The following is a 26,089-nucleotide window of genomic DNA, read 5'->3' as shown; positions in this document are numbered from 1 at the left end:
AATTAACAGAGGATTTGAAAGCGGTTTATTAAGAGGAGGATTTGAAATGAAACTTGGTTTCATCGGACTCGGAATCATGGGAAGGCCCATGGCATGTAATCTTTTAAAAAAAGGCTATGAGGTAACTGTATTTGATATAAATGAGGCTGCGGTTCAGCAATTAAAGCAAGATGGAGCCAAAGAAGCTCAATCTCCAAAGGAAGTCGCTCAAAGCAGCGAGGTTATTTTCACGATGCTTCCAAAAACTGAGCATGTAAAAAGTGTTATTTATGGTGAAAACGGGATTATGGAAGGCGCACATGAAGGTTCTATTATCATCGATATGAGCTCCATCACTCCTGTCGCTTCGAAGGAACTAGCGGCTGCCCTAGCAGAAAGAGGCCTTCATATGCTGGATGCGCCGGTAAGCGGCGGGGAACCTAAAGCTATAGACGGTACACTTGCCATTATGGTAGGCGGAAAAGAAGAAATTTTTGAAAAAGTAAAACCTATTTTAGAATGCATGGGATCGGCTATTACTCTTGTTGGAGATAACGGCTGCGGGACAACGGCCAAGCTAGCTAATCAAATTATGGTCAATGTGAACATTGCTGCGATGTCAGAGGCTCTCGTCCTTGCAGCTAAGGCTGGTATAGATATTCAGAAAATGTACGAGGCTATTCGCGGAGGTCTAGCTGGAAGTTCAGTACTTGATGCCAAAGTTCCATTAATTCTTGAAAGAAATTTTGTAGCAGGCGGAAGAATTGATATCAACCTCAAAGATTTAACGAATGTAATGGATACAGCTCACTCAATCGGAGTTCCTATCCCTCTTACAACACAAGTACTTGAAATGTTCCATGCTTTAAAAGTTGATGGCAAAGAAGCAGATGATCATGGTGGCTTAGTTCAATATTATGAAAAGCTTGCTAATTTTGAAGTGAAAGGTGCCGGTAATTAATGGAATGGCAGAAAGCAGATGAAGTAATTGCATCCTATCCTCCCATTGATAAAGAAGCTGTAAGGAAATTATGGACTGCCATCCGTCCTAGTTTTGATCATAAAATTATTGTTCTTGATGATGACCCGACTGGCGTACAAACGGTTCATAATGTCTCCGTCTTTACTGATTGGTCAGAGGATACGATTGAACACGGATTCCAAGATGATGCACAAATGTTTTTTATACTGACAAATTCTAGAGCTTTTACGGCAAAGGAAACAGAACAGGTTCATCGTGACATCGCGGAACGGGTTGAGAAAATCTCTAAGAAATACGATCGCCCTTTTATTCTTATTAGCCGTGGCGACTCTACTTTAAGAGGACATTACCCACTTGAAACAGAAGTGATGCGCCATACGATTGAAAATAATAGCGGGGCACCATTAGACGGTGAGGTGCTAATTCCTTTCTTTAAAGAAGGAGGGCGCCTAACTATCAACGATATTCACTATGTTCAACAAGGAAATGCATTAGTTCCTGCTGGTGAAACGGAATTTGCTAAAGACAGAACGTTTGGCTACCACTCAAGCCACTTAGGAGAATGGATTGAAGAAAAAACAGGCGGTCAGTTTTCTAAGGAAAATGTAACCTATATTTCTTTACAATCTCTTCGCCAAATGGTCGTTGACGATATTACAGAGCAGCTAATGAAGGTTTCAAATTTCGGAAAAGTGGTTGTCAACGCGATTGAAGAAGAGGATTTAATAATTTTCTCTTGCGCCTTGATCCAAGCTATACAAAAGGGAAAACAATTCTTGTTTCGAACTGCTGCAGCATTTACAAAGGTTATCGGGGATATTTCTTCACGTCCTTTATTAGAAAGGTCGGAATTAATTACAGAAGAACAAAAAAATGGCGGTCTTGTCATTGTCGGTTCCCATGTTAAAAAGACAACTGATCAGCTGCAAGCCTTAAAATCTTTATCCTCCCTTCACTTTATTGAATTAAACGTTCATCTTGTATTAGACAAACCAGCCTTCTTAAATGAAGTGAAACGAGCCAAGCTTGAAGCAGAGCAAAAGGTCTCTGAAGGTGTGACGACAGTTATTTACACAAGACGGGAGCGGCTTGATCTTGGTGAAGGCATGGAGGAAGAGGAATTAAAGCTTTCCGTAGAAATTTCTAATGCGGTCACAAGTATCGTAAGTAACTTTGCTGTCAGACCTAATTATATTATTGGGAAGGGCGGCATTACCTCAAGCGATATTGGAACAAAAGGGCTAAAGGTCAAGCGTGCAGCCGTTGCTGGGCAAATCGCTCCTGGTGTTCCGGTTTGGAAAACGGGTGATGAAAGCACATTCCCTCATATTCCTTATATTATCTTCCCTGGAAATGTTGGAACCACCACAACGCTAAAAGAGGTTGTCCTTTGTTTAGAAGGAAAGTAATTCTCAAAAATTAAGAGATATCATTATCCATAGACCTCCTTGATCAAGCTATAAAAAGCACTGTGATAGCTGGTCTATCGGCTAATTTTAGATTCCAACTTGAATTATTTTATAATTTAACCATTTAATAAGGGGAGAAAACAAAATGGTCACAGGAAATATGCTTATAGTCATTTTTCTTATATCATTAGCGGCATTATTTTTTCTAATTTTAAAATTAAAGCTTGAACCATTTTTATCTTTAATAGGAGTTGCTTTGGCAACAGCTATAGTGATTGGCCTTCCGATTAAAGAAGTACCGGGAATTGTCGCTGGAGGTTTCGGGGCTACATTAACAGGTGTTGGAATATTAATTGGTCTAGGCGTTATATTCGGTCAGTTCCTAGGTGCATCAGGTGCGGTTGAAAAAATTGCCCAAGCTGTGTTAAAAGTCTTTGGAACGAAAAGATCAGCAGCAGGTCTAGGTTTAACAGGCACAGCCGTTTCCATTCCAGTATTCTTTGATGCAGCCTTCGTGATTCTTAGCGGATTAATTAAAAGCTTATCAAAGAAAACGGGTCTCTCTATCGTTACTTTTGTTACTTCACTAGGCGTAGGTTTAATCGTATCTCATAACATGATCGCACCTACACCTGGTCCACTAGTTGTTGCTGAAAACACAAAATCCGATCTCGGCTTATTCATTTTATATGGCATTATTTGTGCTATTCCAGCCACATTAATCGGCGGATATCTGTATGGTTTGTTTATCGGAAAACGTGTAAATCATTCTGGTGAGATGGAAGAAAGCGCAGGCGTCCAAGATGCTCCAAGAAAAGAAATTAGCACTGGTCTATCCTTCTTTATGCTTGCATTGCCAATCGTCCTAATTTTAGCTAATACCGTATCACAAATTTTAGTTCCTGGCACGATTATTTCTTCTACGTTAGGTTTTATTGGGGAGAAGAATGTAGCGCTCTTTATTAGTGTGATCGTTGCTATTGTTGTACTTGGCCCTTATATTTCAACCCCTAAAGAAACATTATATGCTGAAGCCATTAATTCTGCAGGAATCATCATTCTTATTACTGGTGCGGGTGGTGCATTTGGAGCTGTTATTAATAAGAGCGGAATTGGCGATCATCTAATTGCAACGCTGCAAGATTTAAGCATCCCAGTCTTATTACTAGCTTTCATCTTCTCGCAAATTTTACGTGCATCACTCGGTTCTGCAACTGTTGCTCTTGTAACAACTTCCAGCATTATGGGGCCTCTTGCAGTTGACCTTGGCGTTTCTCCCATTTTATTAGGACTTGCTATTTGTTCTGGAGGAATCGGATTATCTCTTCCAAACGACTCTGGTTTCTGGGTTGTCAGCAAATTTGGAAAGCTGACCATTCCGCAAACATTGAAAGCATGGACTGTCGGCGGTTTCTTAGCTGGTTTATCGGCATTGGCTATGGTTTATATTCTAAGCTTATTTTCCGGCATTCTTCCAGGGATCTAATATCGTAAAAAGGTCATCGTTCCATATGTGAACGATGACCTTTTTGTTATTTTTTACTCGATAAAAACATTTGTTCCAGCTAAATCGGTTTGCCCTTTGTAAGTAGCAAAGGCATAGATATTGTAATATTGGCCAGCTGAAAGCTTAGTTCCGTTTGTCAGTTCTCCATTCCATTCGAAGGTCGTATAGCCTGCCTTTACATCTTTGTAAACGGCAATGTCACCTACATATGCCAGTGGCTGCCCGTCTTTATTAGATAGGTAGACAAATAGGTCAACTTCCTCCGCTCCTCCTGGGAAGAAGCCTTCAATTTCTATTTTTCCATCTGCAACCTGTCCTGCTCCAAGATATTGCACACGTGGATAATCTGGCTCTTTTACAAACAGAATCGTTGGTAAATCAAGCGTTTCTGAACCATCGCTAATCGTGATGGTGCCTTCATAATACCCTGGTGCAAGGGCTCCTGCATCCACCTGTACATTTAAGTTAACATTTTGAGATTGACCAGGATTCACTTTTAAGTTATTGCTTGTTGATACTTTAATTGCATGAGAGTTTGCTCCCATGTTCACTTCAAAGCTATAAGTCTTTCGTTCTGAACTTAGATTTTTTATTGTGAATTTCTGCTTTTCAACTTGCTTCCCTTTATTTTTATAGAACGTTCCAAAAGAGTGACTTCCAGGAGTAACAAGTGTTTTGGTTTGAATCGCTTCTAAAACCTTGATACTTCCTGCCCCTTGAGTATTATGTGGGTAAGCTTGTCCTGTAGCTGGATTGATAAGATTTTCAGCTGTATTCATTAGAGCTGCCTTCACATCAGCAACACTCCAATTCGGATTTGCTTGCAGAATTAAAGCTGCTGCACCTGCCACGTGAGGAGATGCCATACTTGTCCCCTGCTTTGCTCCATATCCATGAGGATTCGATGGATCATGAGTTGGAACTGTACTTACAATATTGACACCTGGTGCAGAAACATCTGGCTTAATCATCCATGTGTATATGACTGGACCGCGTGAAGAAAAGTCTGCCATTGTTTCACCAACACGATTGGCAAATTGAATGTCTAATGACACTTTATTATTGCCTTGTTCTAACTCATCAAGAAGCTTTTGTCCATCTTCTTGCGATATTTTAATCGTTGGAACATCCGTACCTGGCACATCAGGCTGTTCCCCTGGGCTATGGTTAAAGATAATGGCACCCACCGCACCAGCATTTTTAGCATTCGTTGCCTTATCGACAAATGGGATATCTCCACGTTTAATTAAAGCTATTTTTCCAGTTAGATCTTTTCCTTCAAAATCACCTGTTAAACCTAAATCTACATATTCAAACTCGAATTCAGCCCCATTTAAAGCCAAAAGTGCTTGGTCATTTGGGAATCCCATTACTTTTGCTGAAGGATAACTAGCCCCTTCGGTTGTAGAGATGGCTACATTATAAACATTATAAGGCAGCTGAGTTGCCCCTACAGATATAGCATCACGAGCCGTCCCAGGTGAACCGACTGTCCAGTTATTCGGACCGCTGTTTCCATTGGATGTAACAGCAACAACGCCTTCAGCCATCGCCCAGTCCAATGCTATGCTTGTAGCATAATCTGGATCATTTAGTGAGTTTCCTAGTGATAGGTTCATAACGTCTGCGCCATCTTGAACTGCCTTTTCAATTCCAGCAATTACGTTTGCCGTTGTTCCACGCCCGCCAGGACCTAATACACGGTAAGCAAGTAAAGTGGCTTCAGAGGCTACACCTTTAATAAGGCCATTTGCAGCAACTGTTCCTGCAACGTGCGTACCATGTGTTGTTGCATCGCCTCTAGAATCGCCAGCAGGTGTTTCCTGTGGATCATTATCGTTGTCAACTAAATCCCAGCCTTTATAGCTCCCAAATGCATTAGCTAAATCCGGATGAGTGTAATCAACCCCTGTATCGATAACTGCAACCGTTACACCCTTTCCTGTATATCCAAATTCCCAAGCCTCGTTGGCACCAATATGCGGTGCACTGTTAAGCATATGCGGGCTGTACTCCTCGGAGGAAATCATTTCCCCTTCCCCTAAGCTCGTTGCCTGATATTGTACATCAGGGTAGACTGCTTTTACCCCAGGCACAGATAATAAAGCGGGAATTTCATTTTCCGCCAATACAACAGAGAAGCCAGAGAATACATAATCATATTCGCGAATAACTTGAGAGCTTTTTGCTGCATTGCTAACATCTGATTTTACTTGATTACGAGCGTTAGCAAGATTTGCTTTAGATTGACTCTTTCCTTTATGCTTTGCTTCTACCAAGGATGGCTCAGTTAATTCAACAATAACACTAGTTCTGTTTGATGAAGAAAAATTAAACTCCCCGACTAATTGGGCTAGCTGGGCAGCTGACTTGCTTTCCGTTTTACCAGCTGCACCTGCCCCCATTGGTGAAAATGCTAATAATAGTACAAGTGCCAATAAAAAAGCTTTCATATTCTTCTTTAACATGAATCCTTTCATCTCCTTTGATGTTGGTTAGGATGCCTCTTTACAAAACGCACCTCCAGTATCCTAATATGTATAACATTGGAAATATTCTGTATCCCTCAATGATAACCCTTGAGTCCTTCATCCTCACTTCGATAGGCCATTAGAATTATTTTTCAAAAAACGGTGGCTGAAGAGTACAAATTTTTTAGAAATCTACGGAAAAATGGAAACAACCGCTGGGAAGAGTACAAATTTTTATAGTAATCTACGAAAAAATGGAAACAACTGCAGTAGGTACTTTTGGTGGACAGTTTATGAAAGTGTGTCTTTTTGGGGTGCCTGCGCTATAAAAGGAATACCTTTTGTTTAGTCAGAATACATTTTCATGTAGGGCAACGATGAATAATTTCTAAAGGGGCGGGAAAAATGCCGGTTTATAACCATGAAATTGAAGTAAATGCACCTATTTGGACTGTATGGGAATTCGTGAGTCGTATTGATAACTGGGCTCCACTTGTACCTGGATATATTGAACATCAGATTCTCAGTGATAAAGAGTCCACCTGGTGCTTTAAAAGTGATATGGGTTTCATGAAGAAAAAAATTGAATTAAAGGTTGATATTACAGGCTGGGAGGAGCCTCATAAAGTGACATTTAATTTGAAGGGGTTAAATGAAAAATTTACGGGCCACGGCTACTTTTTAGCTAAACAAAAAGGAAACTCGAAAGTGCTCATGACAGGCTGCCTTGATATTACAGCGGAAGGAATGCTGGCAAAGGTCGCAAACTCGATTTTAACAACCTCGCTCCCCGAAACGACATCAGAACTAACAGAAGCAGTAGCTGCCAAAATTGAGGAGCATGCATAGAAATGCGTAAGCGCCCTGACAGGGGAACATCGATTAAAGACCGCCACGTCCTGTGGCGAACATCGATGTCAGCACATCCTGTGCAAGTCCGACAAGCATAAGACGAGCCGGCAGGAAGGTTGCTCTTTAACCTTCATGACGGATTGGCTTATGACCTCGAGGGGCTGGGTGCTGAAGCTAGACAGTTCTCATACTCGAGAAAATTTATACTTATCTTTTATACAAAAACAGGAGCACCCTCAAGTAAGAGTGCCCCTGTTTTTTATTTCTCTAGTACTTTATTTTTTTCCAAGAACCCAATTATATGCTCCACTAGGCCATCAGCCAAGGGAAAATCAGGATTTGTATAAGTTGCGCTGTTTCTTCTGCATTAATGGTTATGACTTCCCTTTCATATCCGAACACAATCATTTCTACAAGATATTGAATTTGATTTTTTTCAATTTGTTATAGTTTGCATAGAACAAAAAAAATAAAAACCCCATTTCTGGAGTTTCATTAATATAGATAATTTCAACGCAGTTATTTTGTGTAACGATTGGCATAACTAGAGGCTACAAAAGCGTCAGGCTTTATTTTTGGCTCGACCCCCATTGACTCCATTCTAGAAACCATCTCTTTCACAAATTCCCGTGTTTTATTTCTTTGGCCGATACCAATGTCGAGATGACCTTCCATTGTAAATGTTGCTCCATGGTAAATATATGGAAGGATTAGATCAATTATTTCGTTCTTCTTCTCATGTGTAAAAAGGGCTACTGCTTGTTCCGTCAATGAGGTTTCATACGAGATTCTCTCATGCAAATGAAGCATTTTTCTTGGAATAATATGTTTCCTTATACATGCCCAAGCCCCTTTTCCTTCATTTTGAATCACAATTCCCGTAATAAAAATTGTACGATCACAATGAACCTGGGAATCCGTCCCTACCATTAATCGATAATGACCACATGGACTCCTTCTAATAAACTTAAGAATTCTGGAAAAAACCATATCAAACGTCAAATTTCGTTCTTGTAAATTTTGAAACGTGATGTTTTCACCCTGATCATAAATCACCTTTTATCACCACATTATATTTGGAGTGAAGTTAGATTACAAATGGCTTTGTGTCTCTTTTCCAAAAGAATATGACTAGCTACTGCACAACCGCATATATATTCAGTATATTAAAATCATTTATCCAGGTTTCCCATAATTTAAGTTTTCCCACACTAATTTCAAGTTAAACATGGTGTGTTTGGATTCTTGAGCATCTTTTAAGTGGTTTCTATAATGAGTATGCTAATATGGGGGAAAATATAATTGAGGTGTTCGTTTATGAAAATTCAAGTTTGGTCAGATTTTGTTTGTCCGTTTTGTTATATTGGAAAACGCAGATTGGAACAGGCACTAGCCCAGTTCCCCCATAAAGATCAAGTTGAGGTTGAATTCAAAAGCTTTGAGTTAGATCCAAATTCTCCTAAATATGACGGCAAAAGCATTCATGAAATCCTTGCTGGGAAATATGGAATGAGTATTGAACAAGCAAAACAGGCAAATGAAGGAGTCGGACAACAAGCAGCGAGCGTAGGATTAGATTTTCGTTTCGATGAAATGAAGCATGGCAATACGTTCGATGCCCATCGGCTGGCAAAGTTTGCAAAGGAAAGCGGAAAAGAGGCAGTACTTACTGAGAAGCTGCTTCACGCTTATTTCACAGAATCAAAAAACATAGGCGATGAAGAAGTACTGGCTGAAATTGCGGAATCAGCAGGGCTTGATCGTGATCAAGCTTTGAAAATTGTTCAGGATAAAAATGCCTTTGCTAACGATGTACGGATTGATGAAGCAATCGCCCAGCAGTATGGCATTAAAGGGGTGCCATATTTTATCATTAATAATAAATATGCGATTTCAGGCGCTCAAGCCCCCGAAACGTTTGCAGGTGCCCTTCAAAAGGTTTGGGAAGAAGAATCCGACGCTCCTGCTTTCCAGGATCTTTCTGCAGAAGGTATGGAAGATGCAAGCTGTACGGACGAGAGCTGTGGAATTCAGGATAAAAAAGAATAAAAAAACTTTATCAATGCGTTTTTCTGCTTTTCATTCAAAAACACTCACATTGGGCCAAAAAATGATATGTGAGTGTTTTTCCACTTCTCTTTCAAAAATACGCCAATGATTCATCTAACGCCTACACTTCTAATATAACTTCCTTAGGATTATTTTCCTCACGTAAATAGGGTGTAATGGTTTTCTTTTTAATATGATAGAGGATTAAGACTATGATACTAAGGCCGCAGACTGCCAGTAATATCCAAACCGGCATCTTTTCAAGAGCGAAACCAAAAATGATAAAACCAAGCGGTGTCATGGCGCTTGCTCCCGTTTCAAGGAGAGACATAACCCGCCCCCGGTATTCATCTGGTGTGCTCTTTTGGAGTAGAACCATAATTGGCATATTAATCAGCATAATAAAAGTAGACAGCAGGAAAACCATGATGACTAAATAAGGAAAGAACAGTGTATTTGAAATATGCGTCATACCTGGAACGTTCGGCAATCCCAATAAAATTAGAACTGTGGACATGGCAATCAACCCGCCAAAAATACTAAGTTCCTTTCTTTTTATCTCTGGACGAGTTGATAGGATAATAGCCATCACCATCATGCCGACCGAGAAGGTTCCTTCGATAACCCCAAGCTGAATAGATTCCATCTTTCGAATGGTTAGAACGAGATACGGAATCGCAACCGGAAACACAGCAAACCAGAAATTAAGCCAAATACAAATCATAATTAAATTCTTTATAAATGGTTGATTCTTTACGTAAATAAATCCAAATTTTAAATCTGTCAAAACAGAATTGCCATTGGCTTTCTCCTTTTTTTCAGCAAATAAATCATACTGTATGAACACACTTGCCAATCCTGATATCGTGAAGGTGATGATGTTAATAATCATGAATGTGGTAATGTTAAAGAGACCGAAGAATACACCGCCGAGGACAGGTCCTAGGATAGCGGAAAGGGAAGCGGCTGCCTGATTTAAGGACATCGCCTTTTGCAGATATTCTGGGCCAACCATGTTGTGGATCGCTGATGTGACAGCAATGGAGTAAAATGTGTTGAGGATACTAAGGACAGCTGTTGCTAAATATAGAACCCAAATTTCCGGATAAACAAAGGTAAATATGAAAAAGACAATCACGAGCCAAATGGCACAGGCAAAATCTGATGAAATAATCATCAGCTTCCTATTCCAGCGGTCACTCAATGTTCCAGCTATCGGTGAGAGCAATATCCTTGGCAAAGCACTTAATAGCAGTGTAATGGCAAAGTTAAGGCTTGAACCCGTTTTGGCTAATATATACAATCCGATTGCAAAGCCATATATCGATGAGCCAAGGACCGCTGTCATTTTGCCGATCAGAAACAGGAATAAATTCTTTTGTATTGTCCCTGCCATTTAATTCTCCTCCTCATCCATTAGCTTTTCAAATTGACAGGAAACTCGATAAGGTGTACGCTCTTTATCGCCTTTTACCGTTTTCTTTAAATATTTTAATACGAGTTGATCCCATTCTGCTTCAAATCCTTCCAACTCTTCATCTGTAAGGGATAAACTTGATTCCCTCGTACGTGTCTTTTTTTCCTTAATAGGTGCATTCTCGTCTATTAATCTAAAATGGGTTGCTTTTGAACGGTAATATTTTTCTATAATTCCTCTATTCTCTTTCGTTTCCACAATTTCTAGAATTCCGCCATTATAAAGCTGCTGAATATGATAATGGATACTGCCAGCTGTCTTCCCCATTTCATCTGCCACCTGCTTAGCCGTCATCGGCTGTTCGTCAAGCAAGTAAATAATTTTCACCCTTAATGGGCTTGAAATTAATTTTTGCTGATCGAGATTGATTTCCATCATTTTTTGTTGATAATCCATATTTCTTTACCACCCTAATTTTTTTGGTTGATTTAATTTTATTATACGTTCTAACTTTTTGGAATACAATAAATATTTAGATTATTTTAAAAATGGGCAAAAAAAGACCTAGCCCACAAACCAATTTATATTTATATTTGACTTTTCCTTCTTTAGTCCCGTCAAATATCTCTTTACTGATGTAAAATGGTATATATATTGGTAATGACTGCTCGTTAAGGAGTGGAAAAATGCATATAGAAAAAATACTCATGGCAAAAGAGAAGAATCGTATTTTTATTGTTGGAATTGATGGGTTAGGCGGATCTGGGAAAACAACCTTTTCCAAGTCATTAGAAAAAGACTTGCGGAACAAAGGAAGGAAAACTTCGGTATTGCACATTGATGATTTTATTCACCCCAAATTTGTTCGCTACAACGATTCAAAAAGTGAATGGGAATGTTATTACAATTTACAGTGGCGCTATGATTACCTTATTAGCGAAATATTAATGCCGATAAGAATGGGACATCCGATTAATAAGGAAATTGAGTTATATGACAAAGAAAACGATAAATATATGAATCATCATTTGAAAATGGATTTGGACACTGTTTTGATTATTGAAGGGGTATTTTTACAGCGGGCTGAAGTAAGGCCTTTTCTGGATTATGTTATATATATCGATGTTCCCAAGGAAGAAAGATTAAAAAGGGTTCTAAAGAGAGATTTTTATATCGGAGATAAACCTGCCATTTTAGCAAAATATGAAAAACGCTATTTTCCTGCCGAGGATAAATATGTATCAGAGTATAATCCAGCAAAAAAAGCTGATTGGACAATCACCCTTAACTAAAAAATAGAGACCAATTTTCAAATGCTGATTGGTCTCTAAGAAATATATTTCATTGTTGATCATCATGAAGATAAGTAAATTCATATATTAAGTATTTATCTTCTAAAGTGATCGATACAATTTCCCTTCCATCACCAGAAACAAATGTAGCTGTTGTTCCTTTTGACGCTTCCCTTTTCCAATGTCCTTCTAGAATTTTATCTAAATATTGATGATACGCGGGTAAGGAAGCTTCTTTCCAATGATATATTTCTTCGGCATGCGAAAGGGAGATTGGTTCCAAACCGACTGGAAAGATCATCGCTCCATAGCCATGTTTCACATATATCGGTTCTTCAGACTGTACAGGAGATATCCCCGCAATTTTTAAAGTAGCCATCGCTTGGAAAATCTCAGCGTGTTCAAGTTTCGGATAATCAAAGCTAAAATGAGCAAATTTCTCATTTTCCATAGAAATAAAGAAGTGATAACGGATAGCTGTATCCATTCTTTTCACATGCTCAATATTCATAGTAGTTGGGTACGGGAAATTTCCTAGTTCTTCTTTTACGAACATAGCTAATGAAGAGGTTATCTCCTTTAATTCTTCTTCTGTTACCACCTCAATGGTACCAACTTTATTAGCTGAATCCTTTGAATAGACATCCCAGCCTTTTGATGACTTTTCAATTTGAACATCCTTAGCCTCCCAGCTAAACCTAATGTCCATCGTAATCGGCTGTTCCTCAGCATTTCTTTGTTCTCCTGCGTGAGGCCCTGTACCATTTGAAATTACTTTCCAAATAAATCCGCTGCAAATTAGTACGAATAGACTTGAGGCTAATAGTGCTTTCCATTGGAAATTTCTTTTTGGAGAACGATTAACAGATTGGTTCTTAAGGGATTGCCAAAGCCTCGCTCTTAAAGCGTCCTTCTCCTTCTGTGTTGGATAGAGATGTTTTAATTGCTTCCATTGGTCGTCAAATGGATTGTTCAACATGTTCACCACCTTCTTTTTCATGGGTCATTTTTAATGATTTCAATGCCCTTGACAGTGTTTTCCGGACCTTAGCCTCGGACCAATTTAGTATTTCTGCCGTTTCAATTGTTGAAAAGCCTTCTATCTTTCTTAAAATAATGACAAGTCGATAATTTGATTTTAAACGAAATATTGCCTCCATCAGGTTCAGCACCGTTTCTTTATTTTCTACATATTGCTCCACATTGAAAGTAGATGGCACTTCTCTCCCTTGAGAAATAGAATTAAAAATTCTCCAACGCTGTCGTTTGCGAATTTCATCGATGGCAATGTGCTTGGCGATACTAAATAGCCATGTTTTAATGCTCGAACGGTTATCAAAACGTTCAAAAGCCGTATACGCCCGAACGAATGTATCATGAACAAAATCCTCACAGCTTTGTTTATCTTGAATCATAAACAAAATAAATCGATAGACATCTTCATAATATTGTTCATACCACTCCATCACGAGCTCTTCCCGTTTCTTGTTCAATTTCTTCCTCACCCGCCTTTTTCACCTGTTTATTCATCAGTCGTTCCAATTAGAAAAACGTGACAGTGTTTTTTTACTACGGTAGCCTAGGGAAACACTATACAAAAAACTTTATGGCTTGCGTTTTTGATGGGTTCCTCAGAAAACACGTTCCATGAAGCGTTTATGGTTACCGTATACGGGGTTTTACAATCAAAATTGAAACCTTTCAACCTAACCAATCGTAAATAACTAATAACTCCTTTGAAAGAAGTGATTATATGAGCAATATCATTCTATTTACACTTATTGCAGGATTAGCTTCTGCGCTAGTGCTTATCCCTTTCATAAAAAACAAATCAAAAGACGGTAAAAAGACCAATTCTGCAGGACTTATTGCAGCCATTATTCTTATCATTGTAATTGTCTTTTCCTTCTATTATATTACCAATCTAGATCGTAACCTGACGTCTTTATGGTTTTTTGCTATTATCGTAACTCTTGGTGGAGCGTTGCTCGCCTCGGGTAAGGAAAGAATGATCAAAGGACTACTTTTCCTTGTTAGTCTATTAGTTGGAGTTTTTTTCTTAACTGCCTTTCTTTTCAATGCCGATGAAAAATACGATATTGCCAATATGAAAGAGAAAATGGAGATAGAAACGTTCGATGAAAATGAAACACCTGCAAGTGTTCCGCCTCAGTTTGCACGAAATAAGATGAAAAAGGCATTCGGCCAAGTACCTAACACAAGCTATTATGAGCTCGGAAACTTGCAAATCCAAAAGGTAAATGGTAATTATGTGTACATTGCTCCGGTTGAATTTTCTGGGTTGTTCAAATGGATCAATGGTAAACAAACTCCAGGGTATTTTACCATTAGTGCAACTGACTCTTCTGCAAATCCTAAATTTATTCAGGCTGAAATGATTTACACTCCCTCTTCTTATTTTAATAAAAATCTTGAACGCCATATTCGGATGCAGTACCCGAAGCATATCTTTTACGGTGAAGCCCAATTAGAGGTTGATGACGAGGGCAAACCACATTATATCCGTACATTTGGTGAATTTGTTTCAGCGCGGAATGGGTTTGATGTAAAAGGAATTATCGTGGTGGACCCAAATAATGGCGACACGAAGGAATATCAAATAGCGAATGTGCCAGCATTTATTGATGGCGCGGTTTCTCCAGAAGCAGTCAGTTTACAAAATAGCTATTTCGGAAAGTATGTACACGGATTTTGGAATAGCGTATTTGGTAAAAAAGACGTAAAGCTCCCTTCTGATGAAGGTACAGAGGCGAATGTCAGTCCAATCTTTGATGAAAATGGCGATATGTATTATTTCACTGATTTTACGAGTCCGAAAGAAGGGGTGGATTCGATGCTTGGGTATTCCCTAACCAATTCAAGAACTGGTGAAGCGATTTATTATACTGGTAATCTTGAAGAATCCTATATGGACTCCCAAGGTGCTTTACAAATCATTGAAAAGAAATTTATCGAAAAGAAATGGGAAGGTGAGATGCCTGTCCTATATAACTTCTATGGAGAAGCAAGCTGGCTAACAGCTGTGCTCGATTCTAACGGTTTTTTACAAAATTACTTTATTGTTTCAGCAGCGAATCCGGAAATTTCTGTGTATGGAAATACGCCAAACGAAGCCTTAAAGCTGTACAAAACGGCTCTCCAGAGAGGCGGCGGCACTGTGGACGGAAGCTCTAAATCGGAAGAAAAACAAGTAAACGGTACCGTTGTTCGAGTTTATAAAGAAAAGACTGGAGACTACACGGTTGTATCCTTCCTATTAGATAATAAATCAAACTATGTCATTTCTTCAGAAAACAGCCCGATGGCCATTTATTTGCAGGAAGGCGATATGGTGAAAGTAACTTACTTGGATACAGGAGAAGCCTTCCTGCCTGCGAAGGAAATATTAATTGAAGGGTTAGAATAAAGGTTTAAAAAACACGGTGGAGTTCTAGTTCACCGTGTTTTTTATAGCCATTTTTTAATTAGATGGATATTCACTCGACATGAAATAGCGCTCTTGCAAAATATTTCGATGATGCAATTCATGTCCTGCTATAATACTTGCGACTGCTCGGACTGTAATTTCAGAGCCGTTAGCATTTCCTTTTCTCAGCCATGCATCAGGGTCTAAACTTTTCAGCAAAACAATTGTGGATTGGCGTACAATGGAGAAATTTTTTAGAAGGTCTTCCATGGACAATTGATTAAACGAGCCGTTTTGAACATAAAGATTATCGTCAAACCCCGGAAGCGGAGACGTTTCGCCTCTTGCAATGCAAAGAATTCGATAAGCCATAATTCGTTCCGTGTCTGCCAAATGCCCAATCACTTCTTTTACCGTCCATTTATTTGAATCATATTGAAATTGAGCCTGTTTTTCTGTCACACCTTTAATCGCATTCACCGTTGCCTTCAACTGTTCATTTAATAAAACAATCATTTCTCCATCTGGCACTAAATTTACATAAGCTGAATAATATGCTGGATATTCATTTATATCTGGTCTTTGATACATTTACCTTCACCCCTTTATTAGTTTATTTTTGAAAGCTTCCCAGCATGTTAAAAAATTCATTTAGAAACTCATGGAAAAGCTTTGCAGTTGGTAGCATTTCCCGATCTGAGGGGATTATCACACCTACCGTCCTTGTGACTTGAGGTTCGATATTGGTTTTTACTGTATGGCGCGGCAAGCTGTCAATCAATGTGATTTCGGGGATTAGCGTTACACCGAGACCGGCTGAAACCAAGCCTTTTATCGCGTCAATATCCTCTCCCTCAAATGTCACATTCGGTTGAAAACCTTGTTGCTGACAGGCTTTCACAGAAATTTCACGCAAAATATAGCCGTTAGGAAATAAAATGAAGGAATCATCCCGTAATTGGCTTAATTTTATTGACTTTCTATCCGCTAGAGGATGCCTTATTGGCAATAGGGCGACCATTTTTTCTGTAAATAAAATATTTCCAAGCACTTTTTTATCATCTTTCGGCACTGGACCAAGGAGTGCCATATCGATATCTCCCTTTTTAACCCCATCTATTAAACTTTGATAAGAGCCTTGACGGAGCTGATATTTTACATTTGGATGCTTTCGGCTAAAGGCAGAAATGGCCGTGGGGAGAGTGTAAGCAGCCAGACTGCTCGGGAACCCAACGCGAATCGTTCCTTTTTCAGGATCTAAATACTCGTCTACTTCCCTCTTGGCACTTTCAATAACATTCATCGCTTCCTCCATGTGCTCGAGAAATATTTTTCCTATTGGTGTTAATCGAACATTTCTCCCTTCGCGAATAAATAAGTCTACACCCAGCTCTGCTTCTAAATTAAAGATCTGCCTGCTGACTGCTGATTGAGCGACATGGAGCGCATCTGCCGCCTCCGTCACATGCTCCCTTTTCGCAACCTCCATAAAATACTGTATTTGTCTTAACTCCATAAACCCACCTCCCCCAATTCATCTCACATCGGCATTGTTCTTATCTAAAATTCATATTGTTTAGATTATTTTTTCATTATAAAATTTCTTTAATAGAAAATCCATTTATTTGGCTAAAAGTTCTAAAAGTATCCAAATATCGCTAACTAATAAACACTTAATTTATACAGAGGGGAATTGATCATTATGCAAACTATAGAGGAAGTGAGAAATAACGAGTCAAAAGTAGCCGTTAATTATGTAAATGAAGTATTTGAAAAGGTGAAAATCAGAAATCCGTATGAATCAGAATTTCATCAAGCTGTTGAAGAAATCTTTGATTCACTATTACCTGTATTTTCTAAACACCCTAAATATATGGAGCAAAACATTCTCGAAAGAATTGTTGAACCTGAAAGGGTGATTACCTTCCGTGTTCCATGGACTGATGATAAAGGAAAGGTACAAGTAAATCGCGGATTTCGTGTCCAGTACAGCAGTACCCTCGGCCCCTATAAAGGCGGCATTCGTTTTCATCCTACCGTAAATTCCAGCATCATTAAATTCCTCGGTTTTGAACAAATCTTCAAAAATTCCTTAACTGGTCTCCCAATTGGAGGAGCAAAAGGCGGGGCAGATTTTGATCCGAAGGAAAAATCAGATGGCGAAATCATGCGTTTTACTCAAAGCTTTATAATTGAACTATATAAGCATATTGGTCCTGATACTGATGTTCCAGCAGGAGATATTGGAGTTGGCGCAAGAGAAATTGGCTATATGTTCGGTCAATACAAGCGACTTCGCGGCGCCTATGAAGCTGGTGTTCTAACAGGAAAAGGGCTTGAATACGGTGGAAGTTTAGCACGTAAAGAAGCAACAGGATATGGCCTTGTTTATTTTGTTGAAGAAATGTTAAGAGATAAAGGCCATAGCTTTAATGGAAGCACTGTGATTGTATCTGGATCAGGGAATGTTTCAATCTATGCGATCGAAAAAGCCATGCAATTAGGTGCTAAGGTAGTGGCATGCAGTGATTCCAATGGGTATATTTATGATGAAAATGGGTTAAACCTTGAAACTGTTAAACGCTTAAAAGAGGTTGAGGGCAAGAGAATACTTGAATATGTCTATGAACACCCTCATGCACAATTCGTTGAAGGATGTTCTGGTATCTGGTCGATCCCATGTGATATCGCCCTTCCATGTGCGACTCAAAACGAAATAGATGAGTGCTCTGCAAAAATTCTTGTAGCTAATGGTGTCAAGGCAGTCGGTGAAGGAGCCAATATGCCGTCTAACCTAGAAGCGATCGATGTGTTTCTAAAGAATGATATCCTCTTTGCACCAGGAAAAGCCGCAAATGCAGGTGGGGTATCTGTTTCAGCACTCGAAATGTCACAAAATAGTGCAAGAATTGCATGGACGTTTGAAGAAGTAGATGAAAAACTTCATCAAATCATGAAAAATATTTACCGCAACACCGTCAATGCGGCTGAAGAATATGGCTATCCAGGCAATCTAGTTATCGGTTCAAACATCGCAGGCTTTATTCGTGTGGCTAATGCTATGATTGTACAGGGAGTTGTTTAATAGAAAAAAGGGGGGTGCATTAGGGGATACTAATGCATCCATTTACTTTTTAAGTCAACTTTCTGATAATCGCCACTTTAAGATAATTGCCTTCTTTAAATTCCTTTATCGTCTTAAAATCCTCAGGAAGACTAAATTCATCAAGAATCGTATATTTACTTCCTGTTTGCTTAAATGCCTTTTCAATAAACCCCTTGAATTTTTTCATATCAAACGTACTGCAATTCGTTGAGGCAACGATAATTCCGTTGCTATCAGTTAGTTGAATTGCTTGCTCGAGTAAAGCCGGATAATCCTTCCCTGCACTAAAGGTATGTTTCTTAGAACGTGCAAAGCTTGGAGGATCAAGAATGACCATTTGAAATTTTAATTGCTTTCGAACAGCATATTTAAAATAATTAAATACATCCTCCACAATTATTTCATGCGCTTCATAATCAATATTGTTCACACTGAACTGCTCAATCGTCTTGCTCTTACTGCGGTTGGCAAGGTCCACACTTGTTGTTTTCGCGGCCCCGCCTAAAGCAGCTGCTACAGAAAATGCTCCTGTATAGGAAAAAGTATTTAATACCGTTTTGCCTTTAGCATACTTATCACGTATTGCCTTGCGGACATTCCTTTGGTCCAAGAAAACACCCACCATGGCCCCATCATTCAGATAGACCGCGAAGTTGATGCCATTTTCTTTTACAATGAGAGGAAAGACAGCGCGCTCCCCTGCAACAAAATCATCATCCTCTATATAAGTTCCCTTCACGTCAAACCGCTTCTTTTCGTAAACCCCTTTCACATCTGCTACCTTGAATAAAGCTTGTAAAATATCATTTTTAAACTGATAGATCCCTTCACTATACCAAGTAGCTAAATAGTAACCAGCAAAATAGTCAATCGTCATTCCGCCAATTCCATCACCTTCGCCATTGAAAACACGAAAGGCGGTTGTATCCTTGTCATCAAAAAAAACTTTTCTGTTATCTAATGCTTTTTTTAGCTTCGTTTCAAAAAAGTCCTGATCAATTAATTCCTGCTGATTTCTGCTTAATATCCAGCCCCTGCCCTTATTTTGCTTGCCAAAATAACCTGTAGCCAAATACCGATTTTTCTCATCCAACAAGTTAATAATCGTTCCTTCTTCAATATCAACTGGCATTTTGACAAATGCATCCTCAGTAATTAGAGGATAACCAGTTTGGAAATTCCTTACATATACAGATTTCACTTTTAAAGATATTTCGTTTTTCATTTGTTCACCCAATCATTTATTTACTTCATGTATAGATATTATCACTTGTGAGCATATACACCAAATTGATTTATTTCACAGCTTCTAAAATTAATTAAACCTAGATAGGAAATAATTTTATTCAGGGAGATAAAATTTTTCAGAATTTTTCGTGTTCTATTTTTGAAAAAATTTAACATCGCATTTTATGTCGAATAGTGTTAGAATACGAATAGTCTTTTTTCTTAGTTTATTAAATTTTTTCAAAAAAATTGGAGGGATGTAAATGTCAGATACAGGTCTTCAGCTTGTTTCCATCGGTATTTATATGGCAGCTATGCTCTTAATTGGCTGGTATTCATATCGAAAAACAAGTGATCTAACTGATTATATGCTTGGCGGTCGTTCTCTTGGTCCTGCAGTTACAGCTCTTAGTGCTGGAGCAGCAGATATGAGTGGTTGGCTTTTAATGGGATTGCCTGGCGGAATTTATGTAAGCGGTTTAGCAGATGCTTGGATTGCTATTGGATTAACCATTGGCGCCTATTTGAACTGGCTGCTTGTCGCACCTAGACTACGAACTTATACACAGGTAGCAAATGATTCCATTACTATTCCAGGCTATCTTGAAAATCGTTTTAAAGACACAACGAAATTATTAAGAATTGTTTCCGGAATTGTTATTCTTATTTTCTTTACATTCTATGTGTCTTCAGGAATGGTAGCAGGAGCAGTATTTTTCAAAAGCTCGTTTGGCACTGGATACCATACAGGTCTTTTAATTGTTTCAGGAGTAGTTGTTGCCTATACGTTATTTGGCGGCTTCCTGGCAGTAAGCTACACTGACTTTATTCAGGGGCTAATGATGTTAGTTGCATTACTGCTTGTCCCAATTTTGGCCTTATCACAAACAGGCGGATTGGGTGAAACTTTCGCTACTGTTAGAGAAATTGATCCGACATTACTTGATTTCTTTAAAGGTACAACAACGATTGGAATCATCTCCGCGATGGCATGGGGATTAGGCTATTTTGGTCAGCCTCATATTATCGTTCGCTTTATGGCAATTACATCAGTTAAAGAAACAAAAAGTGCTCGCCGCATCGGTATCGGCTGGATGATTTTCTCTTTATTAGGAACTATCTTCACAGCTTTAATTGGGCTTGCATTTTTCTATAAGAATCCACAATATACGTTAGACAATCCTGAAGCTATTTTCCTAACTTTAGGTCAAATTGTCTTCCATCCTCTTTTTGCAGGATTCTTATTAGCTGCTGTTCTAGCAGCCATCATGAGCACGATTTCGTCTCAATTAATTGTAACATCAAGTGCGTTAACTGAAGATTTATATAAAGTATTATTAAGAAAAGATGGTACTGATAAAGAATATGTCTTCTTTGGCCGTATGGCAGTTTTAGCTGTGGCAGTTATTGCTGCAGTACTTGCTTGGGAACAAAATGATACGATTTTAGGTCTAGTTGCTTATGCATGGGCTGGCTTCGGAGCAGCATTCGGTCCAACTATTATTTTAAGCTTATACTGGAAGAAGATGACGAACTGGGGAGCGATTGTTGGTATGATCGCTGGTGCTTTAACGGTTATCATTTGGAAAAATGCCGGCCTTGGAGATACCCTCTACGAAATCGTACCAGGCTTTATCATCAACTTAATCCTTACCTATGTTGTCAGCTTAATAACATATAAACGCAACGAGGTTATTGAGAAAGAGTTTGATGAAAGCGTTAGGTTACTAACGAGTGAATGATAGAAAAATCCTCCTTTTTTAAAGGGAGGATTTTTTCTTGCTTTAATTCAGCGTTATATTACATAAGTTGAACATTTTCCCGGGAAATCTCTCGGAATCTGTCAAATAATCTTCACAGGAGGAACTGATTAAAAAGAAAAACCAAAAAACATTTTCAGTAAAAGCTGAGTAAATACTTTGTGAAGGCTTAAGTTTTTTATTAAATGAACTTAAAAATTTTCAAAATAATGTGTATGATTAAGACAGATTTCTGCTTTGTAAGTTATTTTTAAAGGAGTGCTTTATTCATGCTTAGAGTGGGGCTCGTTGGACCACATTCCACTGTGGAAAGAATAATACATATTGCCGAAGGGTTAATTTTAGATGCAATTTTTTTAACGTTTCCATACAAAAAGGTTAGAGAGACTGAAGATATTATTAAAAATAATATGAATAGTGTTGATTTGTGGATTTTTTCAGGAAGAATTTCCTATAACATAGCATGTAGAACGGAAGGAAATTCAGAAAAACTAATTTTTATCGAACATACCGAAGCTGGGATTTTCAAAGGTCTGTTAGAGTTCGCCCACACAACGGGAACTTTATTCGATCAATTTAGTATAGATGAGATATCAACCAGTCATTTGGAGACCGCATTAAACCAACTCACAATAAAACCTACTAACATATTTGTGAAAACTTTTTCTGAAATGACTTCCACAGAGGAATTAATAAGTTTCCATAGTCAATTATGGGAACTTGGAAAAACGAAAGGGGCAATTACCTGCTTTGAAGAAGTATATGTCCACCTGAAGGAATTAGGTGTTCCTGCATTCAGAATTTCAACAAGTGATATTGAAATTCAACATACATTAAACATTCTTTCTGAAAAAATAAAAACATTCTACTTTAAAGACTCCCAAGTTGCCGTTCAGCTATTTGAAATGGATCATTTAGAAAATCATTTCAAAAGCTCAAAACAAACTTATCAATTACAGTTTTTAGAATTGAAATTAAAGGAAACTTTAATAAACTTAAGTGAACACTTAAATGGTTCACTCATAGAAAAAGGACTTGGGCGCTATTTAATATTTAGTTCACGTGGCGACTGTGAGCGGGGATTACCAAAGATTAAGGTGGCAGTAAACAATTTAATATTAATATCTGGATTAAAGGTCGGTGTAGGTATTGGTTTTGGTGAAACTGTTTTTTCTGCAGAGTTGAATGCAAACAACGCGCTAAGACAATCCAAAGAGAGGTTTGGCTCCATTATTTTTGTACAGGAAAATGGCGAAGTCGTGGAGGCTAAAAGTGAACATATCGAAACGATTGAATTTCCATACTTTAATGATAAAGATTTCATGACTAAGCTCAAAAACGCGAAAATCAATGTGAAACATTATATTGAGTTATTTGCTTTTATAAGAAATTCAGGAATTAAAGATTTTACAGTGAAAGACATTTCAGTTCAACTTTCCAAAGATGAAAGAAATACAAGGCGTTTTATAGAGGACCTATGTGATGCTGGCTTAGCTGAATACATCGGAATGGAACCAAACCCTGTAAGGGGTAGACCAAGGCGCATATACAAATTGACAAATTCGTCTAATAAAGTAGTTAAAGACTGTTGAGAATAAATACCTCAACGGTCTTTATTATTTAAACTAATAAAACCAGCAAAATTGAGTACTATAAAAAAAGTTATTGCTTTTCAAAGGCATGTTAAAATATAATTCTTTTAGGGTAAATTCTAAATATTTACCCTTTTATGTAATTCACTTAAGGGGAGATTTACTTATGGAGCATTTTGGCTGGGTGTCTTTGATACCACCTATTCTTGCAGTTATTCTTGCTATCATTACAAAAAATGTAATCGTGTCCCTCTTCTCCGGGGCTTATATCGGAGTACTTATTATAATAGGAGGAAACCCATTAAAAGCAACTATGGAAACGATCGGAAATTACTATTTTCCAATCGTAGCTGATGGGTACAATGCCGCTATATTAGTTTTACTATTCTTCATTGGCGGATTTGTGGCGTTAATGGAGAAATCAGGCGGAGGAGCTGCACTCGCCTCAAACGTGACAAAATTCATTAACACGAGAGCAAAAACACAAATATCCGCATGGTTCGGCGGAATTATCATTTTCTTCTCCGATTTAGGTACACCTCTAATCGTAGGACCTGTGTTTGATAAGATTTTCGATAAAGCGAAAATCTCACGAGAAAAGCTCGCCTGGATCATTGATTCTACCTCATCCCCAGTTGCTGTATTAATCCCTTTCATCGGATGGGGTGTTTACATCATGGGATTAATAAAAACAGAATTTGATGCGTTAAACATTACAACATCTGAGTTTAGTACGCTTATTCAAGTTATTCCATTTCAGTTTTATGCGATATTAGCTGTTTCCATGGTCCCACTTGTTGCGCTAACTAAATTAGATTTTGGTCCGATGGCAAAAGCTGAAAGAAGGGTCCAACAAACTGGACAACTGTATTGGCCAGAGTCTAAGCCGCTTAGAAGATCTGAGAAATTCGAAGAAGCTGCTCAAGGTGGACGAGCGATCTTAATTTGGCTGCCATTATTAGTATTATTCATTACTTTATTTGGATTATTAATTTCATATGGCTTCCCTTTCAAACCAGTACCGGGCAGCGATTTCCGAGTATCTCTAAGTGCGGCATATTTATTCGCTGCAGTGACGATTGTCGTACTGATGCTTATTTATAAAGTGAAGAAATTCGGTGAAATTTTTGATATTTATACAGCAGGCATGCAGAAAATGGGATATGTTGCTATCACACTTGTTCTTGCATGGTCACTTGGTAAAGTGATTAAAGAAATGGGTACAGCTACTTTCATTGTTGAAATCATGAAAGGAAATGTTCCGTCATTCATTATCCCTGCTATTTTATTCCTCGTAGGGGTTGTCATTTCCCTTGCATCTGGAACATCTTGGGGAACATTCGCGATTATGCTTCCAATTGCGATTCCAATGGCAATCGGACTTGATGCACATTTATTAGTTTGTATTGGAGCTGTCCTATCTGGAGGAATCTTTGGGGATCACTGTTCTCCAATTTCTGATACGACTATCCTTTCGTCCACTGGGGCTGGGGCAGATCACATCGATCACGTGAAAACGCAAATTCCTTATGCAATCTTAAATGCATCAATTGCGCTCATTGGATTTATTGTGGCTGGAATTACGGGAAGTGCCTATACGTTAATCTTGACGTTAGGATTGCTCATTGTAGCTGTCTTTATATTATCGAAAATACAAACAGGAAAGAATAGAAGAGAGGTTGAGGTATAAGTGAAACTATGGGGTGGACGATTCACGAAACGAGAAGATGAAATCATGGAGAAATTCAATACTTCTCTGCCTGTAGACCATCGACTATATTTTGAAGATATAACTGGAAGCATTGCACATGTATCGATGCTAGTGAAATGTGATTTACTGACTTCGTCTGAGGGAAATCTGCTGATCAGCGGGCTTGAATCAATTTTAAAAGATATCGAATCAGGTTTGTTAAAAGTAGAAGGCGATTATGAAGATATCCACTCATTTGTGGAAATGAATTTGACACAAAGAATTGGTGAAACCGGGAAGAAGCTTCATACAGCTAGAAGCCGGAATGACCAAGTCGCTGTTGACATGAGACTTTACGCAAAAAACAAAGCTAAGGAAGTCATGACTGTGCTGCAACAGCTTATTGATTCATTAAATGAGAAAGCTGCGAGCAATAATGTCATTATGCCTGGATATACCCATTTGCAGCGAGCACAGGTTGTTACTTTCAGTCACCATCTAGGTGCATACGTGCAAATGTTTAGCCGTGATAAAAAGAGAATCGAAAATGCCATCGAAATTTTAGATGAAAACCCGCTTGGCTGTGGGGCATTAGCTGGTACGACACATAATATCAACCGTCAAATCACGACTGATCTATTAGGTTTTTCAAAACCAGTAGACAACTTCTTAGATGGTGTGAGTGATCGTGATTATTTGCTTGAGCTTATGTCCAGCTTTTCCATTACGATGATGCACTTGAGCCGTTTAAGTGAAGAACTGATTCTTTGGAGCAGCCAAGAATTCAAATTTATCGAAATGGACGATGCGTACTCTACCGGCAGCAGTATCATGCCGCAAAAGAAAAATCCCGATGCGGCTGAATTAATTAGAGGAAAAACAGGCAGAGTATATGGCTCTCTTTTCTCATTATTAACGACGCTGAAGGGCTTGCCGCTCACTTATAACAAAGATATGCAAGAAGATAAAGAACAGTTTTTCGATTCTCTTGACACTGTGATGGATTGCCTTGAAATCATGGCAAAAATGATTGATACCCTTCATGTTAAGGAAGAAAACATGAAAGCGGCCATTAAAGCTGGGTTCCTCAACGCTACTGAAGTCGCCGATTATTTAGTAAGCAAAGGAACAGCATTTAGGGATGCCCATGAAATCGTAGGCAAAATTATTATCTATTGCGAAGAGCAAAAGAAAGCCATTGAAGATTTAACGATTGAAGAGCTAGCGAAGTTTAGTGGCAGTATTTCAGATGATATTTACGAATATATCGATTATGAAAACATATTGGAAAAAGGAAACAAAAAGCTTATTAAGCAAATAACGAAATAA

Annotated in this window: 21 protein-coding genes; 12 read left to right on the top strand and 9 right to left on the bottom strand. The window is 38.5% G+C overall.

The features are described from left to right. Positions 1-46 precede the first annotated feature (46 nt). The 3 genes from garR to RRV45_RS04690 all read left to right on the top strand — a co-directional run bounded on the left by garR (position 47) and on the right by RRV45_RS04690 (position 3,856). Entirely contained in the window at positions 47-940 is an 894-nt protein-coding gene (gene garR / locus RRV45_RS04700; protein WP_315667600.1) for a 2-hydroxy-3-oxopropionate reductase, read from the top strand. Then, a complete protein-coding gene (locus tag RRV45_RS04695; protein ID WP_315667599.1) occupies positions 940-2,370 on the top strand; it encodes a four-carbon acid sugar kinase family protein in 1,431 nt (476 codons plus the stop codon). The genes garR and RRV45_RS04695 overlap by 1 nt, the downstream gene beginning before the upstream one ends. Before the next feature lie 145 nt (positions 2,371-2,515). Beyond that, the gene (locus tag RRV45_RS04690) at positions 2,516-3,856 is read left to right on the top strand and encodes a GntP family permease (protein WP_315667598.1); all 1,341 of its coding nucleotides are present in this window, start codon (positions 2,516-2,518) and stop codon (positions 3,854-3,856) included. Between the two features lie 53 nt (positions 3,857-3,909). Here RRV45_RS04690 and RRV45_RS04685 read toward each other — a convergent pair whose 3' ends face one another. Then, positions 3,910-6,345 (bottom strand): S8 family serine peptidase, encoded by a 2,436-nt coding sequence (locus RRV45_RS04685; protein ID WP_315667597.1) that lies wholly within the window; start codon positions 6,343-6,345, stop codon positions 3,910-3,912. Between the two features lie 408 nt (positions 6,346-6,753). Here RRV45_RS04685 and RRV45_RS04680 point away from each other — a divergent pair, with 408 nt between their 5' ends. Further along, a complete protein-coding gene (locus RRV45_RS04680) occupies positions 6,754-7,197 on the top strand; it encodes a CoxG family protein (protein ID WP_315667596.1) in 444 nt (147 codons plus the stop codon). Between the two features lie 522 nt (positions 7,198-7,719). On the opposite strand, the gene RRV45_RS04675 is transcribed toward RRV45_RS04680, so the two are convergent. Continuing rightward, entirely contained in the window at positions 7,720-8,190 is a 471-nt protein-coding gene (locus RRV45_RS04675) for a ribonuclease H-like YkuK family protein (RefSeq protein WP_315668934.1), read from the bottom strand. A gap of 327 nt (positions 8,191-8,517) precedes the next feature. On the opposite strand from RRV45_RS04675, the gene RRV45_RS04670 reads away from it, so the two are divergent. Further along, positions 8,518-9,249 carry a DsbA family oxidoreductase gene (locus RRV45_RS04670; RefSeq protein ID WP_315667595.1) on the top strand — a complete coding sequence of 244 codons (732 nt, stop codon included), beginning with the start codon at positions 8,518-8,520 and terminating at the stop codon, positions 9,247-9,249. Positions 9,250-9,370: 121 nt separating this feature from the next. On the opposite strand, the gene RRV45_RS04665 is transcribed toward RRV45_RS04670, so the two are convergent. Continuing rightward, complete coding sequence (locus tag RRV45_RS04665; RefSeq protein WP_315667594.1) at positions 9,371-10,645, bottom strand: MFS transporter; 1,275 nt, start codon at positions 10,643-10,645, stop codon at positions 9,371-9,373. Then, positions 10,646-11,122 (bottom strand): ArsR/SmtB family transcription factor, encoded by a 477-nt coding sequence (locus tag RRV45_RS04660; protein ID WP_315667593.1) that lies wholly within the window; start codon positions 11,120-11,122, stop codon positions 10,646-10,648. Positions 11,123-11,352: 230 nt separating this feature from the next. On the opposite strand from RRV45_RS04660, the gene RRV45_RS04655 reads away from it, so the two are divergent. Further along, entirely contained in the window at positions 11,353-11,958 is a 606-nt protein-coding gene (locus tag RRV45_RS04655; protein WP_315667592.1) for an AAA family ATPase, read from the top strand. Positions 11,959-12,007: 49 nt separating this feature from the next. On the opposite strand, the gene RRV45_RS04650 is transcribed toward RRV45_RS04655, so the two are convergent. Then, positions 12,008-12,937: a hypothetical protein gene (locus RRV45_RS04650; RefSeq protein ID WP_315667591.1), complete on the bottom strand. Its 930-nt coding sequence runs from the start codon at positions 12,935-12,937 to the stop codon at positions 12,008-12,010. Further along, on the bottom strand, positions 12,918-13,451 hold the full coding sequence (locus RRV45_RS04645; protein ID WP_315667589.1) for an RNA polymerase sigma factor: 534 nt from the start codon (positions 13,449-13,451) through the stop codon (positions 12,918-12,920). The genes RRV45_RS04650 and RRV45_RS04645 overlap by 20 nt, the downstream gene beginning before the upstream one ends. Positions 13,452-13,711: 260 nt before the next feature. Between RRV45_RS04645 and RRV45_RS04640 the strand changes: the two genes are divergently transcribed. Then, the gene (locus RRV45_RS04640; protein WP_315667588.1) at positions 13,712-15,385 is read left to right on the top strand and encodes a hypothetical protein; all 1,674 of its coding nucleotides are present in this window, start codon (positions 13,712-13,714) and stop codon (positions 15,383-15,385) included. 54 nt (positions 15,386-15,439) lie between these two features. Here the strand turns inward: RRV45_RS04640 and RRV45_RS04635 are convergent, their stop codons facing one another. Both RRV45_RS04635 and RRV45_RS04630 read right to left on the bottom strand, forming a co-directional pair. Next, on the bottom strand, positions 15,440-15,976 hold the full coding sequence (locus RRV45_RS04635) for a DinB family protein (protein ID WP_315667587.1): 537 nt from the start codon (positions 15,974-15,976) through the stop codon (positions 15,440-15,442). 22 nt (positions 15,977-15,998) lie between these two features. Next, positions 15,999-16,901 carry a LysR family transcriptional regulator gene (locus RRV45_RS04630; RefSeq protein ID WP_315667586.1) on the bottom strand — a complete coding sequence of 301 codons (903 nt, stop codon included), beginning with the start codon at positions 16,899-16,901 and terminating at the stop codon, positions 15,999-16,001. 186 nt (positions 16,902-17,087) lie between these two features. Here RRV45_RS04630 and gdhA point away from each other — a divergent pair, with 186 nt between their 5' ends. Next, entirely contained in the window at positions 17,088-18,470 is a 1,383-nt protein-coding gene (gdhA, locus tag RRV45_RS04625; RefSeq protein ID WP_315667585.1) for an NADP-specific glutamate dehydrogenase, read from the top strand. A 49-nt stretch (positions 18,471-18,519) separates the two neighbouring features. Here gdhA and RRV45_RS04620 read toward each other — a convergent pair whose 3' ends face one another. Further along, on the bottom strand, positions 18,520-19,716 hold the full coding sequence (locus RRV45_RS04620) for a class I SAM-dependent rRNA methyltransferase (protein WP_315667584.1): 1,197 nt from the start codon (positions 19,714-19,716) through the stop codon (positions 18,520-18,522). A gap of 265 nt (positions 19,717-19,981) precedes the next feature. Between RRV45_RS04620 and putP the strand changes: the two genes are divergently transcribed. The 4 genes from putP to argH all read left to right on the top strand — a co-directional run bounded on the left by putP (position 19,982) and on the right by argH (position 26,089). Beyond that, positions 19,982-21,460, top strand: coding sequence for a sodium/proline symporter PutP (gene putP, locus RRV45_RS04615; RefSeq protein ID WP_315667583.1), 1,479 nt, complete (start codon positions 19,982-19,984; stop codon positions 21,458-21,460). Between the two features lie 323 nt (positions 21,461-21,783). Then, on the top strand, positions 21,784-23,070 hold the full coding sequence (locus RRV45_RS04610; protein ID WP_315667582.1) for a hypothetical protein: 1,287 nt from the start codon (positions 21,784-21,786) through the stop codon (positions 23,068-23,070). Between the two features lie 166 nt (positions 23,071-23,236). After that, positions 23,237-24,760 carry a Na+/H+ antiporter NhaC family protein gene (locus RRV45_RS04605; RefSeq protein WP_315667581.1) on the top strand — a complete coding sequence of 508 codons (1,524 nt, stop codon included), beginning with the start codon at positions 23,237-23,239 and terminating at the stop codon, positions 24,758-24,760. Further along, positions 24,761-26,089 carry an argininosuccinate lyase gene (gene argH / locus RRV45_RS04600; protein ID WP_315667580.1) on the top strand — a complete coding sequence of 443 codons (1,329 nt, stop codon included), beginning with the start codon at positions 24,761-24,763 and terminating at the stop codon, positions 26,087-26,089.

This window comes from Bacillus sp. DTU_2020_1000418_1_SI_GHA_SEK_038 (assembly GCF_032341175.1).
GTDB lineage: Bacteria > Bacillota > Bacilli > Bacillales > Cytobacillaceae > Cytobacillus.
This window is presented reverse-complemented; position numbering and strand designations above follow the sequence as displayed.

Excerpts from the sequence above, each read along its gene's own strand:
- putP (WP_315667583.1), top strand. The coding sequence starts at position 19,982 with ATGTCAGATACAGGTCTTCAGCTTGTTTCCATCGGTATTTATATGGCA.
- RRV45_RS04640 (WP_315667588.1), top strand. The coding sequence starts at position 13,712 with ATGAGCAATATCATTCTATTTACACTTATTGCAGGATTAGCTTCTGCG.
- RRV45_RS04605 (WP_315667581.1), top strand. The coding sequence starts at position 23,237 with ATGGAGCATTTTGGCTGGGTGTCTTTGATACCACCTATTCTTGCAGTT.
- RRV45_RS04655 (WP_315667592.1), top strand. The coding sequence starts at position 11,353 with ATGCATATAGAAAAAATACTCATGGCAAAAGAGAAGAATCGTATTTTT.
- RRV45_RS04670 (WP_315667595.1), top strand. The coding sequence starts at position 8,518 with ATGAAAATTCAAGTTTGGTCAGATTTTGTTTGTCCGTTTTGTTATATT.
- RRV45_RS04690 (WP_315667598.1), top strand. The coding sequence starts at position 2,516 with ATGGTCACAGGAAATATGCTTATAGTCATTTTTCTTATATCATTAGCG.
- RRV45_RS04680 (WP_315667596.1), top strand. The coding sequence starts at position 6,754 with ATGCCGGTTTATAACCATGAAATTGAAGTAAATGCACCTATTTGGACT.
- RRV45_RS04650 (WP_315667591.1), bottom strand. The coding sequence starts at position 12,937 with ATGTTGAACAATCCATTTGACGACCAATGGAAGCAATTAAAACATCTC.
- garR (WP_315667600.1), top strand. The coding sequence starts at position 47 with ATGAAACTTGGTTTCATCGGACTCGGAATCATGGGAAGGCCCATGGCA.
- RRV45_RS04630 (WP_315667586.1), bottom strand. The coding sequence starts at position 16,901 with ATGGAGTTAAGACAAATACAGTATTTTATGGAGGTTGCGAAAAGGGAG.
- RRV45_RS04660 (WP_315667593.1), bottom strand. The coding sequence starts at position 11,122 with ATGGATTATCAACAAAAAATGATGGAAATCAATCTCGATCAGCAAAAA.
- RRV45_RS04665 (WP_315667594.1), bottom strand. The coding sequence starts at position 10,645 with ATGGCAGGGACAATACAAAAGAATTTATTCCTGTTTCTGATCGGCAAA.
- RRV45_RS04695 (WP_315667599.1), top strand. The coding sequence starts at position 940 with ATGGAATGGCAGAAAGCAGATGAAGTAATTGCATCCTATCCTCCCATT.
- RRV45_RS04675 (WP_315668934.1), bottom strand. The coding sequence starts at position 8,190 with ATGGTTTTTTCCAGAATTCTTAAGTTTATTAGAAGGAGTCCATGTGGT.
- RRV45_RS04620 (WP_315667584.1), bottom strand. The coding sequence starts at position 19,716 with ATGAAAAACGAAATATCTTTAAAAGTGAAATCTGTATATGTAAGGAAT.
- gdhA (WP_315667585.1), top strand. The coding sequence starts at position 17,088 with ATGCAAACTATAGAGGAAGTGAGAAATAACGAGTCAAAAGTAGCCGTT.
- RRV45_RS04635 (WP_315667587.1), bottom strand. The coding sequence starts at position 15,976 with ATGTATCAAAGACCAGATATAAATGAATATCCAGCATATTATTCAGCT.
- RRV45_RS04685 (WP_315667597.1), bottom strand. The coding sequence starts at position 6,345 with ATGTTAAAGAAGAATATGAAAGCTTTTTTATTGGCACTTGTACTATTA.